13 protein-coding genes are annotated in these 15,055 nt (G+C 70.5%); 4 read left to right on the forward strand and 9 right to left on the reverse strand.

The annotated features are described in order from the left end of the window. Positions 1-25 precede the first annotated feature (25 nt). The 3 genes from ACFSZT_RS10265 to ACFSZT_RS10275 all read right to left on the reverse strand — a co-directional run bounded on the left by ACFSZT_RS10265 (position 26) and on the right by ACFSZT_RS10275 (position 3,468). On the reverse strand, positions 26-613 hold the full coding sequence (locus ACFSZT_RS10265; protein ID WP_377389077.1) for a TetR/AcrR family transcriptional regulator: 588 nt from the start codon (positions 611-613) through the stop codon (positions 26-28). After that, a complete protein-coding gene (locus ACFSZT_RS10270; protein WP_377389075.1) occupies positions 586-1,398 on the reverse strand; it encodes an SGNH/GDSL hydrolase family protein in 813 nt (270 codons plus the stop codon). The genes ACFSZT_RS10265 and ACFSZT_RS10270 overlap by 28 nt, the downstream gene beginning before the upstream one ends. Positions 1,399-1,590: 192 nt before the next feature. Further along, positions 1,591-3,468, reverse strand: coding sequence for a propionyl-CoA synthetase (locus ACFSZT_RS10275; RefSeq protein WP_377389073.1), 1,878 nt, complete (start codon positions 3,466-3,468; stop codon positions 1,591-1,593). 212 nt (positions 3,469-3,680) lie between these two features. On the opposite strand from ACFSZT_RS10275, the gene ACFSZT_RS10280 reads away from it, so the two are divergent. Continuing rightward, entirely contained in the window at positions 3,681-5,408 is a 1,728-nt protein-coding gene (locus ACFSZT_RS10280; RefSeq protein WP_377389071.1) for a serine/threonine-protein kinase, read from the forward strand. A 132-nt stretch (positions 5,409-5,540) separates the two neighbouring features. Here ACFSZT_RS10280 and ACFSZT_RS10285 read toward each other — a convergent pair whose 3' ends face one another. Further along, positions 5,541-7,115 (reverse strand): dolichyl-phosphate-mannose--protein mannosyltransferase, encoded by a 1,575-nt coding sequence (locus tag ACFSZT_RS10285; protein WP_377389069.1) that lies wholly within the window; start codon positions 7,113-7,115, stop codon positions 5,541-5,543. An 11-nt stretch (positions 7,116-7,126) separates the two neighbouring features. Then, positions 7,127-8,011, reverse strand: a complete 885-nt coding sequence (locus tag ACFSZT_RS10290; RefSeq protein ID WP_377478228.1) for an HNH endonuclease signature motif containing protein — start codon at positions 8,009-8,011, stop codon at positions 7,127-7,129. A 165-nt stretch (positions 8,012-8,176) separates the two neighbouring features. Between ACFSZT_RS10290 and ACFSZT_RS10295 the strand changes: the two genes are divergently transcribed. Further along, on the forward strand, positions 8,177-9,397 hold the full coding sequence (locus tag ACFSZT_RS10295; protein WP_449301427.1) for an IS256 family transposase: 1,221 nt from the start codon (positions 8,177-8,179) through the stop codon (positions 9,395-9,397). 35 nt (positions 9,398-9,432) lie between these two features. Here ACFSZT_RS10295 and ACFSZT_RS10300 read toward each other — a convergent pair whose 3' ends face one another. Then, positions 9,433-9,861, reverse strand: coding sequence for a DUF222 domain-containing protein (locus ACFSZT_RS10300; protein WP_377389700.1), 429 nt, complete (start codon positions 9,859-9,861; stop codon positions 9,433-9,435). 317 nt (positions 9,862-10,178) lie between these two features. Between ACFSZT_RS10300 and rsmI the strand changes: the two genes are divergently transcribed. After that, a complete protein-coding gene (gene rsmI / locus ACFSZT_RS10305; RefSeq protein ID WP_377389702.1) occupies positions 10,179-11,018 on the forward strand; it encodes a 16S rRNA (cytidine(1402)-2'-O)-methyltransferase in 840 nt (279 codons plus the stop codon). 136 nt (positions 11,019-11,154) lie between these two features. Here the strand turns inward: rsmI and ACFSZT_RS10310 are convergent, their stop codons facing one another. Both ACFSZT_RS10310 and ACFSZT_RS10315 read right to left on the reverse strand, forming a co-directional pair. Then, positions 11,155-12,435, reverse strand: a complete 1,281-nt coding sequence (locus ACFSZT_RS10310) for an aminodeoxychorismate synthase component I (protein WP_377389704.1) — start codon at positions 12,433-12,435, stop codon at positions 11,155-11,157. 120 nt (positions 12,436-12,555) lie between these two features. After that, on the reverse strand, positions 12,556-13,344 hold the full coding sequence (locus ACFSZT_RS10315) for an acetoin reductase (RefSeq protein ID WP_377389706.1): 789 nt from the start codon (positions 13,342-13,344) through the stop codon (positions 12,556-12,558). Positions 13,345-13,452: 108 nt separating this feature from the next. Between ACFSZT_RS10315 and ACFSZT_RS10320 the strand changes: the two genes are divergently transcribed. Further along, entirely contained in the window at positions 13,453-14,475 is a 1,023-nt protein-coding gene (locus ACFSZT_RS10320) for a DUF4185 domain-containing protein (protein WP_377389708.1), read from the forward strand. Here the strand turns inward: ACFSZT_RS10320 and ACFSZT_RS10325 are convergent. Next, a complete protein-coding gene (locus ACFSZT_RS10325; RefSeq protein ID WP_377389710.1) occupies positions 14,442-15,035 on the reverse strand; it encodes a GH25 family lysozyme in 594 nt (197 codons plus the stop codon). The two genes, ACFSZT_RS10320 and ACFSZT_RS10325, sit on opposite strands and share 34 nt — an antisense overlap. Positions 15,036-15,055: the final 20 nt, after the last annotated feature.

A 15,055-nucleotide genomic window follows, 5' to 3' on the forward strand; every position in this document is an offset into this window, starting at 1 on the left:
CGGCAGCGGGAGCACCGGAGCACGATCACGGCTGCGGTGCCGGAGGGCTCGGGCCGAGGTATGCCTCCAGCGTGACGGTCAGGGCCGCGTCCACCCGACCACGGTCGAGGGCGTCGGGCAGCCCGCCCCACAGCCACAGCGTCGCCAGGCCGTGCAGTGCCGCCCACAGCGAGGCCGTCAGCACCGTCGGGTCGGCGTCGCTGCGCCAGCCGTCGGCCTGCGCCTCGCGGACGAGCCGGCTGAAATCGTCGAACACCGCCGTGTTGGTGCTCGCCAGCTCGGGCTCGTCCGCGTCGACGAGATCGCGGCGGAACATCAGCTCGAACATCGCCGGGTTGGCGAGCGCGAACTCGATGTAGGCGCGACACATGGCGAACAGCCGCTCCCGAGGGGACCCGGTCGCCAGGTCCTCGCCCCGCCTGCGGAGCTCGGCGAAACCCGTGGTGGCGACCGCGGACAGCAGCTCGGTCCGGCCGGCGAAGTGGCGCAGCGGCGCGCCGTGCGACACCCCGGCCTCGCGGGCGATCCGCCGCAGCGTGACGGCCTCGACGCCCTCGTCGGTCAGCAGCGCCGTGGCACTGTCGATCAGGCGCTGCCTGGCATCGGTGACCATGTGTCTCGTTCGTCGGCCAGCACGGGTAGCAGTTCGGGCCGCTTCGGCGCATAGCCGTCGCCGGACGAACGGCCCGTCAGGTAGTTGAGCACCCGGGTGCGCGCGCTCGGCAGCACCGACTCCCACACCCACCGGGCGTGGGCGATGAAGTTCGGTTCCGCGGGCGCGCCCGGCAAGGGCTCGAGCCAGCTCTGCTCGAACGGCACCTGCAGCGTGTTCAGCATGTGCGCGGCCACCCGGCGATGGCCGTGCTCGCTCAGATGCAGCCGGTCACGGCCGAAGTACCGCAGGTCCTGTGCGGCCTCGTCCGGCCAGAGGTCGACCAGCAACGCACCGTAGGTCTCCGCCGCCTCCCGGACGGCCTCGTTGAACGCCTCGATGCGCCAGCGCATTTTGCGCACGATGGGCATCCGGGTGGAGATGTCGCTGAGGGTGAACAGAACGACGGTCGGCGCGCAGTCGGCGAGCAGCCGCACGGCCGCCCGCACGCGCTTGGCGACCACCTCCGCGCTGAACCCGCGCGTCAGCATCAGGTCGTTGCCACCGCCGAAGAGCGCCACGATGTCCGGTTCGAGGTCGATCGCGGTGGGAATCTGCTCCACGATGATCTGGTCGAGCCGGCGTCCGCGCACGCCCAGGTTCGCGTACAGCAGGTTCGGCTCGTCCTGCGCGAAGCGGGTGGCGACCAGGTCGGCCCACCCGCGGTACAGCTGCCTGCCGGGGTACGGGTCATCGATGCCTTCGGTGCAGCTGTCCCCGAGTGCGACGAAGCGTTGGAATCCCATTCAACTCTCCGACATCCGCTGTTCAACTCGTAGCGCACTGTGTACCAAAGGGCTGTAGACGCTGTCTACGTCTGTGTGACGATCGTGATCGTCGGCCGAAAACCCGGTAACGCCAACGGATTCGAAGGTTCGGGCAGGTCGCGGCGAGGTTGCGTGGCCCGGGCCACCGGCGGCGGCCCGGGCCACCTGCCGTCACTTCCCGCGCAGCACCGGCAGCAGCGCCTTGAGCACGTCCGGGTCCTCGATGGTCGAGGGCACCGGCTCGTCGCGGCCGTCGGCGAGACCGCGCATCGTCTTGCGCAGGATCTTGCCCGAGCGCGTCTTCGGCAGCGCCTCCACCACCGACACGTCGCGGAACGCCGCCACCGGACCGATCTCGTCGCGCACCGCCTTCACCAGCTCCTCGCGCAGCTGGTCCTCCGTGATGTCGACGCCCGACTTGAGCACCACGAAGCCGCGCGGCAGCTGGCCCTTGAGCGCGTCCTTGACGCCGATCACCGCGCATTCGGCCACGGCGGGATGCGCGGCGATGACGGCTTCCATCGACCCGGTCGACAGCCGGTGCCCGGCGACGTTGATGACGTCGTCGGTGCGGCCCATGACGAAGAGGTAGCCGTCCTCGTCGCGGTAGCCGGAGTCGCCGGTGAGGTAGTGGCCCTCGTAGCGCGACAGGTAGGCGTCGACGAACCGGTCGTCGTCGCCCCAGAGCGTGGGCAGCGCGCCGGGCGGCAGCGGCAGCTTGATCGTGATCGCGCCCTCCTGCCCCGCGGGCAGGTCCTCGCCCTGCTGGTCGAGGACACGCACGTCCCATCCGGGCACCGGCATGGTCGCCGAGCCGGGCTTGACCGGCATCGGCTCCAGCCCGCGCAGGTTCGCCGCGATGGGCCAGCCCGTCTCGGTCTGCCACCAGTGGTCGATCACCGGGACGCCGAGCTTGTCGTGCGCCCAGTGGTAGGTCTCCGGGTCCAGCCGCTCACCCGCCATGAACAACGTGCCGAACCTCGACAGGTCGTACTTGGCGAGTTCCTTGGCGTCCGGGTCGACGCGCTTGACGGCCCGCAGCGCGGTCGGCGCCGTGAACAGCGCCTTGACGCCGTACTCGGAGATGACCCGCCAGAACGCGCCCGCGTCGGGCGTGCCGACCGGCTTGCCCTCGTACAGCACGGTCGTGGCGCCGATCAGCAGCGGCGCGTAGACGATGTAGGAGTGGCCGACGACCCACCCCACGTCGGAGGCCGTCCACCAGACGTCCCCGGGCTTGATGTCGTAGATGGCGCCCATGGACCAGGTCAGCGCCACGGCGTGGCCACCGCAGTCGCGCACCACGCCTTTCGGCTTGCCGGTGGTGCCCGACGTGTAGAGCACGTACAGCGGATCGGTGGCGGCCACCGGAACCGGGTCGGCCGGGGAGGCCTGCGCCATCAGCTCGGCCCAGTCCACGTCGAGGTTGGTGAGCTCGCACCGGTGGGCGTCGCGCTGCAGCACCACCACCCGGTCGGGCTGGTGCGCGGTGGCCTTGAGCGCTTCCTCGACGATCGGCTTGTACTCCACGATCCGCGTCGGCTCGATGCCGCACGACGCCGCGACGATGACCTTCGGCTTGGCGTCCTCGATGCGCGCCGCCAGCTCCTTCGGCGCGAACCCGCCGAACACCACGGAGTGCACGGCGCCGATCCGGGCGCAGCCGAGCATCGCGACGACGGCCTCCGGCACCATCGGCATGTAGATGATCACCCGGTCGCCCTTGCCGACCCCGAGCGAGGTGAGCGCGCCCGCGAACCTGGCGACCTCGTCGCGCAGCTCCCGGTAGGTGTAGGAGCGCTTGGACTGGGTCACCGGCGAGTCCCACAGCAGCGCGGGCGTGTCGCCGCGGCCCTGCTCGATGTGGCGGTCGAGCGCGTTGTAGGCCGTGTTCAGTTCGCCGTCGGGGAACCAGCGGTAGAACGGTGCTCGTGAGGAGTCCAGCGCCCGCGTCGGTTCGCGGGTCCAGCTGACGGCCTGCGCCGCCTCCAGCCAGAAGCCCTCGGGGTCGTCAAGGCTGCGCCGGTAGGTGTCGGCATAGGCGCCCATCCTGCCTCCCTGAAGTGTCGTGCGGGGCGGACCCCGCACCGTGGGCGGCAACGCTGCCGCCGCCCGCTCCGCGTCGAGTTCGTGCCTGGAACCGTAGAGCTTCCCGGTCCGGCGCACCAGGTGAACCCGACCCGCACCGGATGCGTCAACGGGGAGGGCAATCGACATACTGTGAGCGGACACGTGCACGGAACGCGGCGAAGGAGCGAGGGGTGGAATCGATCGCTAGCTCGTTGCTCTCGCTGGCGTACCAGATCTTCCAGCCGGGGTTCTGCCCAGGCGACTGGGTGTGGGCGACGAGCATGGCAGGCGCGCTGATCGGGCTCTGGCCGGTGTTCGGTGCCTTCGCGGTCGCGGTCGTGCGCAAGTTCACGGGCAACCGCTATCACGGGGCTTCGCTCATCGCCATCGCGGCGATCGGCGTGATCTGCGTGCTGGTGATGCCGTGGCTGCTCGCGACGGGTGTCTCGAGCATCTACCGGGCGGTGTTCGCGGGCGGCACCGGCGGCCTGTCGCCGACGGAGGTGGCCAACCTCGGCCAGGAGTACTGCTTCGTCGGCGTGCAGAGCGAGTACCTGGGCGGCGGTCAGAACATCTACGAGACGCTGTTCTACCCGTCCGACAGCGTGCTGGCCTACGGCTACTACCTCGGCGCGCTGGTCGGGCTGCCGATCCTGACGCTGCTGGCCGTGATGCTGCTCGGCCGCGTGGCGCTGCGCCGCGGGCCGAAGTGGCCCGGCCGGCTGCTGTGGATCCCGTTCGTGGCGTTCGTGCTGCTGAGCGCCGGCGTCGAGGCGAACACCGCCGTGCACCTGTGGCTGGGCTTCCTGCCCGCCACCATCCTCGGGGTGATCCCGGTCGCGCTCGTGGGGCCGCCGAGCTGGTCGGTGATCCAGCGCTCGGACCGGCCACCGGAGCCGCGCCGCGCGCCCCGGCCGGCGCAGCCGCCGCCGTACGTGCCGCCTGCCGAGGAGGAGAAGCCTGCTCCGCCGCCACCCGCGGCCAAGGAGTACCCGCCGACCGCGGTGGCCCCATCCCAGGAGGCCGCGGGGGCGCTGGCCGCGGTGCCCGGTCCGGTGCCCACCCCGCCCGGATCGGCTCAGGCAGGTGGTGGCCGGTTCAAGCGCATCCGCAGGCTCGGCCACGGCGGGTTCGGCACGGTGTGGGAGGCCCAGGACACCCAGCTCGGGCGCACCGTCGCGTTGAAGATCGCGCACGCGCCCGACCGCGACACCGAGGAGCGGATGCAGCGCGAGGCCCGTGCGCTCGCGATGCTCAACCACCCGAACTGCGTGCGCGTGTACGACCTGGTGGAGGAACCGGACGGCCTCGCGCTCGTCATGGAGTACCTGCACGGGCAGTCGCTCGCCAACGCGGTCGACACGGGCGGTCCGCTCGACGACGTCTCCGCGGGCAGGCTGTGGGCGACTCTGGCGAGTGCCCTGTCCGCCGCGCACGCCCAGGGTGTGCTGCACCGCGACATGAAGCCGTCGAACGTGATCGTCGACCCGGAGGGGTTGCCGCACCTGATCGACTTCGGCATCGCGCGCAGCAAGGGCGACGCCAAGCTGACGGCGACAGGCATGATGATCGGCACCCCGGACTACACGGCACCGGAGACGGCGGCCGGCCAGCCGGCCAGCCCGGCCTCCGACGCGTGGCAGCTCGCCGCGACGGTGAGCTTCGCCCTGTCCGGCTACCCGCCGCGGGGCACCCGGGAGACGCCGATGGCGGCGCTGATGGCCGCCGCCCGGGCCGAGCCGCCGAGCAGGCTGCCCAGGCAGAGCGTCCACGCGCGGCTGCTCATGGCATCGCTCGACCCGCAGCCGCGGAACCGGCCGACGCTGGCCGCCGTGCAGCGGGAGGTCGAGGGCTGGCTGGCGCGGGTGGGCAAGTCGGCCGACGGCCCGGTGGCGAAGGTGGTCCCGCGCCTCCAGTGACGGGGTGGTGTCCCGGGCGTGGCTCGGCGTCCGGCCGGGCGGGGCGCGCGCCGTGCGGTGATCCGGGGGCGCTGAGGTGGCGCTTGCGAACCCGGTCGGTCCCCGCGAGGCACGCTCAGGCGGTAGCGGTGGTCAGCGCCAGGACGGCAGCCACAGCTCCGCCTGCCAGCGCTCCGGGGTGATGGAGTCGCCGTTGAGGATCGGCCAGAGCCACACGAAGTTGGCCACGACCAGCCCCGTGTAGAGGGCCACCGCGAGCAGTCCGGTGCCGCGGCGTTCGAAGCCGTCGCGCGCTCTGCCGAGCAGGTGGCCCAGCACGAGCGTGATGCCGAGGACCAGGAACGGCGCCATCGGCGTGGCGTAGAAGAAGTACATCTGCCGGTCGAGGTTGACGAACCACGGCAGCAGGCCCGCGAAGTAGCCGACGAGGACGGCGGCGTAGCGCCAGTCCGACCGGAACACCGTCCGCCACAGAGCCCACACCAGCACCGGCAACGCCAGCCACCACATGGCTGGCGTGCCGATGAGCATGGTCGCACGCACACAGTCGTTCTGCCCACAGCCGGCGGCGCCGTCACCGGAGGCGTAGTAGTAGAGCATCGGCCGCAGGCCCATCGGCCACGTCCAGGGCTTGGACTCCCATGGGTGCGGGTCGCCCGTCGGCGTGGCCAGGCTGCTGTGGAAGTCCAGGACGTTGAACGTGTACGAGACGAGGGAGCGCAGCGCGGCGGGCACGAAGCCGAACGGCCCGCCCTCCTCGCCGTGGATCTCCACGTAGTGCCGGTCGGTCGCCGTCTCGCTCGCGAACCACGCCCACCAGCTGCTCAGGTAGGTGAGCACCGAGATCACGCCGATGCCCCACAGCGCGGGCGCGAGGTCGCGGCGCAGCGCGCCCACCCACGGCCGCGGCACGCCCGCCGCACGGCGCGCCGCGATGTCGAAGACGAGCGTCAGCAGACCGAATGCCAGCACCCAGTACATGCCGGACCACTTGACGGCCGTCGCCAGGCCCAGCAGCACACCGGCACCGAACCGCCACCAGCGGAACCCGAGCTTCGGCCCGTACGGCGACTCGTCCGCCCAGCCTTCCCGCACGGCGACGGCCATGCGCTCCCGCACCTGGTCGCGGTCGAGCAGCACGCAGCCGAACGCGGCGAGCACGAAGACGGCCAGGAAGATGTCGAGCATCCCCATCCGCGACTGGAGGTGCAGCACGCCGTCGCAGATGACGAGGATGCCCGCGACCGCGCCGAGCAGCGTGGAGCGCGTGAGCCTGCGCGCGATGCGGATGGTCAGCAGGATCACGATGGTGCCCGCGATCGCGGCGCTGAACCGCCAGCCCCAGCCGTTGTAGCCGAAGAGCCACTCTCCGATGGCGATGAGTTGCTTGGCCAGCGGTGGGTGGACGACGAGTTCGTAGCCGTAGTTGTCCTCGTAACCGCCGTTGCGCAGCATCTGCCACGCCTGGGGCACGTAGTGCTTCTCGTCGAAGACCGGGGTGCCCTTGTCCGTGGGGAACCCGAGGTCCTGCAGCCGCACCACGCCGCCGATGACGGTGAGCACGATCGTCACCCACAGCGCTCGGATGCGGTCGCCGGGCATCGGCTTGCCGAGCAGCGTGGCCTCGCGGTCACCCGGCGGCCGCCGGGCCGGACCGTTTCCGGGGCCCACGTCGCGGCCGAGCGAGCGGGTGAGGAGTGCGGTCACGGGGCCCGATCCTACGGGCGGTCAGGTGAACTCGATGTCCACCACCCGGCGAGCCTGTCGGCGGTCACCGGGACGCTCCGCTCAGGGAGGCGGCCCTGCGCCCTCGGGAGTGTGCTCGCGTTCCGGTCCCGGGCTGTGGGCAGGCCGGTGCGGTCGCCGGCCGGGCGAGGCGCTTCGCCCGTGCTGCGGCACGTCATGGCCGGTGGCCTGGCAGCACGGTTTCGCCAGCTCGTGCGCGTTAGGACTGGTAGGTGTGGCCGGTGGGTGTGGTGATGTTCAGCGTCCCCGGTGTCGGTGAGGTGGAATCGCCAGCCGGGGGTGTGTTTGGTGCGGTGGTGGCGTCGGCAGAGTCCGATGAGGTTGTCGGTGTTGGTGTCGCCGGAACGCTGGCGGGGGATGACGTGGTCGAGATCGACAAAGTGCGCCGGGCGGTGGCAGGTGGGGAACCGGCATTCGCGGTCGCGGATTGTGACGTGGTCGGCGGTGACGGCGGGCGGGCGGTAGCGGGTGCGGCCGACATCGACAGGCGCCCCGGTGTGGGGGTCGGTGATGATCCGTCGCCAGGTGGAGTTGGGGTCGAACGCGATCGCCCGCGCGATCGGCGCCGGGAGTGGTCCGTGCCCCGCGAGCTCGGCCGGGTTCTCGGCGAGCCCGATGAGGGTGGCGACGTCGATGTGGATGAACACCTCCGCCCGCACCGACGCCTCGCCCGACGGCCCGCTGAGAAGCAGGTCGGCGAACACGTCGGCCCGCAGCTGATCCATGGTCCGGCCGTCCCCGGCGTTGCGAAACGCCCGCGCACACCGGTCGATGCGGGCGTAGGCGGCCGAGGCCACCTCGGCAGGAAGGTCGGCGGTCAGCGTGGCCATCGCATCATCGCCGTGCCGCAACTCCACGCGCCGTTCCCGCCGCCGTGCCTCGGCCGTGTCATGACAACTGTGTAAGCCGCGGATGGACCAAGATCAGCTTGTCCGACGCGATCCAGAAAGGATCCATCTGTGACCGAGAACACACCTACTCAGGCTGGGGATTCCGCGGCCGGTAAGGCGCTCGCCGGCGCGTTGTCATCGGAGGCCCTTGATGCTTTGGTGAAAGACGCCTACGCCAATGGCGGCGCGTTGGGTGCCCAGGAATTGCTGAATCGCATGACCAAGGCCGTGCTGGAGCGCTCGCTGGAAACCGAGATGACACATCACCTCGGCTACGAGAAAGGCGACCCGGCCGGCGCCGGGAGTGGTAATTCACGCAATGGCAAGTCGACGAAAACGGTGTCCACGACGAACGGCCCGATCGAGGTCGCAGTGCCGCGGGATCGGAATGGCTCGTTCGAGCCCGCGATCGTGCCGAAACGCGCCCGACGTCTCGGCAACATCGACGAGGCGATCCTGTCACTGTATTCACGTGGCATGACCACCCGCGATATTGAATCCCACCTGCACGAAGTATACGGCGTGAACGCGTCGCGGGAATTGATTTCCAATGTCACCGAGGTCGTGGTCGACGAGATCGCACTCTGGCAATCCCGCCCGCTGGACGAGGTGTATCCCATCCTGTACGTGGACGGGCTGCGCCTGCGGATCAAGGACAAGGGCGTGGTCACCACCAAGGTCGGCTACTTGGCCCTCGGCGTAGACGTCGAGGGCCGCAAACACGCCCTCGGGCTCTGGATCGCCGACACCGAAGCCGCGAAGTTCTGGGCCAAGGTCCTCACCGACCTACGCAACCGCGGCGTGAAAGACATCGTGATCGCCTGCTGCGACGGACTGACCGGACTGCCCGACGCGATCCGCTCGGCGTTTCCCGACACCGTGATCCAAACCTGCGTGGTACACGTGATCCGCAACGCCATGCGCTTCATCTCCTACAGCGACCGCAAAAAGGTCGCCGCCGGAATGCGCGACATCTACACCGCCCCCACACTCGAGGCCGCCGAGATCGCACTGAAGAACTTCGACAAAGAATTCGGCACCCAATACCCCGCCGCCGTCCAGGTATGGCAACACGCCTGGAACGATTTCACCCCGTTCCTCGACTACCCACCCGAACTACGCCGGGTCATCTACACCACAAACCTCATCGAGAACATCAACTTCCAACTCCGCAAACTCACCAAGAACCGCGGACATTTCGACAGCGACGCCGCCGCAACGAAACTCCTCTACCTCGGACTACGCAACATCACCAGCCACCGAGGAGGACCATCAGGAACAGGCACATGGGGCTGGAAACAAGCACTCAACACCCTCGTCACCCTCTTCCCCAACCGCATACCACTCCACTAAGATAAGAAACACATCATCCGTGGCTTACACGGAAATCATGACAGTGCCCGTGCCTCCGCCCGCGCCGCGGCACCCTCCGGATCGATCTTGTGCACGGTCCGGTTCACCATCCGCCGAATCGACGACGGATCCCGCCCGGCCATCGCCGCATCGACCTCGCGCGCCATGTCATCGGACAACACCGGGGTCGGCTCCGAGATTTTCGAGGCTTTGTACACATCGATCACGCCCCGGGACAACGCACCCAAGGTTTCCGGAAGCCGGGTCACCAAATCCCGCGCCAACCCGATTTTCATACGGGCCGCATTCTCCGAAATCGCCAATGCCAGCGCCACTTCCGACGCCACATCGGCAGCATCGTCCCGCGCCGCCGAATACTCCGCCAAAGCCCCTACCTGCAATGCCTGCAGCCGAGCGATCTCCCGCTCGAGTCGAACGACCTCATCAAGAGAACTTCCCCCCATGCCAACGATTCTACCGCGAAATACCGAATCATATGGGTGAAGCCGCAAACAACGGAACGTGACCACGAAACCCGTCCCGTGGGGAACTGCCGCTAGCGATCAGACAATGCACGGTGATGCGTGGAGCGGCGGTTTCCCACGGCGCGCCGAAAGCGTGCCTGAAACCCAACCACCCAAGCAATCACCATAACCAGGAAAAAAATAGCCCAAGCCAACCACCACAACCAGGCAAGGAATTCCCAACTCCACCCAGAAGTACGCACGCCGAGCCACCCACCACCCAACCGCAGCCACCCGCACGTCGATAGCCTCGACCCATGCCCCTCGTACTGGCCGGGACCCCACTCGGCGACTCCCGTGACGCCTCGCCCCGCCTGGTGCAAGCGCTCGCCGACGCCGACGTCATCGCCGCGGAGGACACCCGGCGCCTGCGGTCGCTGTCCACAGCGCTGGGGGTGACGCCGACAGCGCGGGTGGTGAGCTTCTACGAGGACGTCGAGACCGCCCGGCTGCCGAAGCTGCTCGACGCGGTCCGCGAGGGGGAGACGGTGCTGCTGGTCACCGACGCGGGGATGCCGAGCGTGTCGGATCCTGGGTTCCGGCTGGTGGCGGCGTGCGCGGCGGAGGACCTGCCGGTGACGTGCGTGCCGGGCCCGTCGGCGGTCACCACCGCGCTGGCGTTGTCGGGGTTGGCGCCCGACCGGTTCTGTTTCGAGGGCTTCGCGCCACGCAAGAGCGGGGAGCGCGCGAAGTGGCTGGCGGCGCTGAGCGGCGAGTCGCGGACGACCGTGTTCTTCGAGTCACCGCACCGGTTGGCCGGGACCCTCGCCGACGCGGCGCGAGCCCTCGGCGCGGAGCGGAAGGCGGCCGTCTGCCGCGAGCTGACCAAGACCTACGAGGAGGTTCGGCGCGGGACGCTCGGTGAGCTCGCCGAGTGGGCCGCGAACGGTGTGCGCGGCGAGATCACGGTGGTCCTCGCCGGGGCCCGGCCGGCTGAGGTCAGCGTGGCCGACCTCGTCGGCGAGGTCGCCGAGCGCGTCGAGCGGGGTGAACGGCTCAAGGCCGCCGCCGCCGACGTGGCCACAGCCGCGGGGGTATCGAAGAAGGAGCTGTACGACGCGGTGCTCGCCGCCCGCAAGAACGATGGTGATCACTGAGCGTGCGCGGGTATGCACCGCCGTCGGGACGCGCCGGGCGGGAGCATCCGGCGAGCGCTGGGACACGGCAGGCGGGACAGCCGCATCCGTCCGTGGACCTGCGCAGGCCCCCGAGGCCCCCGCCGGCTCCGCCCCGTCACACCGGCGGCGTTACCAGCAGCCGCTCCAGCGGAGCCACCTTGTCCAGGCACTCGGCCCACTCCGCAGCCGGGTCGGAGTCCGCGGTGATGCCGCCGCCGACACCGACGGCCACCGAACCCGCGCCCACCTCGAAGGTGCGGATCGCGACGTTCAGTTCGAGCCCCGCGACCGGCGACACCAGACCCATCGCCCCGGTGTAGACGCCACGCGGGGCCGTCTCGAGCACCGCGATCTCCTCCAGCGCCCGGATCTTCGGCGCGCCGGTGACAGAGCCGGGCGGGAACGTCGCGCGCAGCAGGTCCGTGTCGTCGCGCCCGGTCGCGAGGGCACCCTCGACGGTCGAGTCGAGATGCCACACGCCGGGTGCGGGCCGCACGGCGAGCAGCTCCGGCACGCGGACGCTGCCGACCTCGCACACGCGGCCGAGGTCGTTGCGCACGAGGTCGGTGATCATCACGTTCTCGGCGACGTCCTTCGTGGATCGCCGCAGCTCGGCCGCGCGCTGGTCGTCGGCGGGCCCTCGGCGCGGGCGCGTGCCCTTGATCGGCGTGGAGCGCACCCGTCTGCCATGCCGCGCCAGGAACAGCTCCGGCGACATCGACACCACGGCGCCCCACGTGCCGGCGAGGTATGCGGCGCGAACGGGCCGTAGTCGGCGCGTGCCCTCGGCGAACAACGCCGTCGGCGAGCCCTCGAAGGCACCCGTGAACCGCGTGCAGATGTTCGCCTGGAAGAGCTCGCCCGCCTCGATGGCGTGTATGCAGCCCTTGACGGCCCGGTGGTGCTCATCGGCAGCCGGCCTGTTCAGCACCGCCGCGCGCCATGACCCGGCAGGCACCTCGGTGCCGAGCAGGCGCGCGAACTCCTCGGCGGAGGCTGGCGGAGCGTCCTCGACGAGTGCCTCGAACCACCAGCGTCCGGCGGAGTCCTGGCGCAGCACGTGGTCGGCCCAGCCCCACGTGGCGGCGGGCAGTGCGGCGTGGCGACCGGACGGATCGGTGAGGTCGTAGGACAGGTAGCCGAACCAGCCACCGCCGACGGCGCCCGCGGGCGCATCGGGGACTGCGGGCAGGCGGGCGGGAACGGCCAGCGCGGTCTCGGCGTCCGGCATCGGCTCCAGCCGGACGGATGGAGCGAGCACGGCGCGCGAGCCAAACCAGTCGCCGGTCAGCGCGGCGGGTCCGGGGATCCCGAGTGCCCGTGCGCGCCGCTCCAGCAGCATCAGCACAGCTCCCGCCGAGTGGTCCGAGGGAAGTGCCGTCCGCAGCAGCCGCATGCCGGACATTCTCGTCCCGGCCCCCCGGCTGAGTACGCGAGCCTGTCCGTGGCCCGACGACCGCAGGCCCCGGCGTGGCTCGAGCGGCCCCAGCTGTGCGAACGCCGGGCCGAGTGACCGCTACGAGTAGAGGATGCCGCCGTCGATGAGCACCGACTGCCCGGTCATGTAGTCGGAGTCGGGCGAGGCCAGGTACGACACGAACGACGCCACGTCCCTGGGCTCCTCGACTCGGCCGAGCGCGATCGACTCCGAGTAGCGCCGCAACGCCGTGCCGCGCTCCTCGCCGGACTGCTCGGTCATCTTCTCGTCGATCAGGTCCCACATGGCCGTCCCGACGATGCCGGGGCAGTAGGCGTTCACCGTGATGCCGTGCTTGGCCCACTCCTGCGCCGCGACCTGTGTCAGGCCGCGCACGCCCCATTTGGTGACGGAGTAGCCGCCCAGCAGCTCGAAGCCCTTGTGCGCGGCGATCGAGGCCGCGCCGATGATCTTGCCGCCGGTGCCCTGCGCGATCATCTGCCGCGCCGCGGCCTGGTAGGAGTTGAAGACCCCGTAAAGGTTGACGCGCACGAGCGTGTCGAGCTCGTCCAGCGACATGTCCAGCAGCGTGCTCACCCGGGCGATGCCCGCGTTGGCGACGAACACGTCGAGCGTGCCGAACTCCTCGGCGGTGCGGCGCACGAGCGCGTCCACCTGCTCGGGGGAGGTCACATCGGCGGTGACGGCGATGGCGCGCCCGCCGGCGTCCTCGATGCCGCGCGCGGTCTTGTCGAGCTCGTCGCGCATCGACTCGAGGTCGGCCACGGCGACGGCGAGTCCGTCCCGTGCCAGCCGTTCCGCGATCGCCTGGCCGATCCCGCGGGCCGCACCGGTCACGATGGCGCTGCGCTGCCCGGAGCTCGTCATGTGACATCCCTCCTCGCGTCGGGTGGAGTCCCTGAGCTCAGCGCCTACCCGGTGCTGTGTCGCCTCACACCCCGGCGGGCCCTCCGGTGCCTGCCTACCCTCGGGGACATGACGGCTTCGGTAGTGCCCGTGCAGACCACGCGCGTGGCCCAGGTGACTGGCGCGGGGACGGCCAACCGGACCGATGAGCGGTTCGGCATCGTGGCCACCGACCTCGGCATCCTCTGGGACGCGGGCGACGGGCGCGTGCTCGTGCTGTTCGGTGACACCTACGGCGAGGGCTGGTGCGGCAACGGCGCCGGCCCCGGCACGGCGGACTGGCGGCGCAACGTGCTCGCCTACTCCACCGACACCGACCTCGCGTCGGGCCTGTCCCTGGACGGCGTCGTGGAGCGGCCCGGCGGCGGCGCCTGCCAGGTGATCCCGTCCGGCGGCGGCCGAGAGGTCACCGTCATCCCCAACGGGGCGATCGCGGTGGACGGCAACCACTACGTGCACTACATGTCCGTGCGCGAGTGGGGCGCGCCGGGCAGGTGGCGCACCAACTACGCGGGCATCGCGGTGTCTCGCGACGGCGGGCACACGTGGGACAAGCCGCGCTCGGCCCGCTGGTCCAACCGGTGGACGGGCACCAACCGGTTTCAGATCGGGGCGTTCGCCCGCGACGGCGAGCACGTGTACCTGTTCGGCACCACCAACGGCCGCTACGACGACGCCTACCTGGCGCGTGTCCTGCCGTCCGGCCTGCTCGACACGGGCGCCTACGAGTACTGGGACGGCTCGGCGTGGAGCCGCAGCGAGCGGGCGGCCGCGCCGGTGTTCACCGGCCCGGTCGGGGAGATGTCGGTGGGCTACAACGTCCACTTCGGATGCTGGCTCATGATGCATCTCGACGAGCGGCGCCGCGGGATCGTGCTCCGCACCGCTCCCGAGCTCACCGGGCCATGGACCGACGGCGACGTCGTCGTGTCCGGTGACGAGTTCCCCGCGATCTACGGTGGATTCCTGCACCCGTGGTCACTCGACGGGCCGGACCTCTACTACCTGGTCTCGCAATGGGGGCCGTACAACGTCTTCCTTACCCACACCCGGCTCGGTCACAACAGCACGTCGGCCAGCGTGAACGGGTAGACGAGCGCGTCGGCGCCGAAGCCGTTGCCCGCGCTGTGCTGGTGCAGCCCGAGTCTGCTGTGGAACCAGCCGGGCCTGCCCGGGATACCGTTGTGCCTGATCAGCCACAGCACGACGTCGCTGTCGGCCCACTTGTCGGGCCGGAAGCGGTGCTGCCAGTCGTCGAACGCGGCGTACACCAGCACGCGCCGCAGCCCGGCCTCGTTTCGGACGGCTTTGATCCACGCCTTGACGAACCGGTCGTCGACACCCTCCGCGCGGGCGTCGAGCGCGGGAGCCAGCGCGCCCGGTGCGAACGCGCCGAGCGGCGCGCCCGTGCGCACCAGGTGCCTGGCCTGGTCCTGCGCGCCGCCGGGTCGCGCGAAGTGCCGGATGCCGGCGTGCACGCCCGCGTGCAGGGCGTCGCGCAGTTGCCGGGCCGCGGTGGAGTCGGTCCAGTTGAGACTCTCCGTGACGGTGATCGATGCGAACGTGATCGACGCGGCCCGGACCGCGGCCCAGTCGGGCACGGTCTCGTGCAAGGAGAGGCTGATGCCTCGTTCCGCGCCTGGTTCCGTCACGCCCTCCACCTCGACCTCGC

It is taken from the genome of Prauserella oleivorans (assembly GCF_042685745.1).
Lineage (GTDB): Bacteria > Actinomycetota > Actinomycetes > Mycobacteriales > Pseudonocardiaceae > Prauserella_A > Prauserella_A oleivorans.

What these genes read in the sequence shown, in the direction of transcription:
- rsmI (WP_377389702.1), top strand. Translation starts at nt 10,179, where the DNA reads ATGCCCCTCGTACTGGCCGGGACCCCACTCGGCGACTCCCGTGACGCC.
- ACFSZT_RS10265 (WP_377389077.1), bottom strand. Translation starts at nt 613, where the DNA reads ATGGTCACCGATGCCAGGCAGCGCCTGATCGACAGTGCCACGGCGCTG.
- ACFSZT_RS10275 (WP_377389073.1), bottom strand. Translation starts at nt 3,468, where the DNA reads ATGGGCGCCTATGCCGACACCTACCGGCGCAGCCTTGACGACCCCGAG.
- ACFSZT_RS10270 (WP_377389075.1), bottom strand. Translation starts at nt 1,398, where the DNA reads ATGGGATTCCAACGCTTCGTCGCACTCGGGGACAGCTGCACCGAAGGC.
- ACFSZT_RS10310 (WP_377389704.1), bottom strand. Translation starts at nt 12,435, where the DNA reads ATGCGGCTGCTGCGGACGGCACTTCCCTCGGACCACTCGGCGGGAGCT.
- ACFSZT_RS10300 (WP_377389700.1), bottom strand. Translation starts at nt 9,861, where the DNA reads ATGGGGGGAAGTTCTCTTGATGAGGTCGTTCGACTCGAGCGGGAGATC.
- ACFSZT_RS10315 (WP_377389706.1), bottom strand. Translation starts at nt 13,344, where the DNA reads ATGACGAGCTCCGGGCAGCGCAGCGCCATCGTGACCGGTGCGGCCCGC.
- ACFSZT_RS10320 (WP_377389708.1), top strand. Translation starts at nt 13,453, where the DNA reads ATGACGGCTTCGGTAGTGCCCGTGCAGACCACGCGCGTGGCCCAGGTG.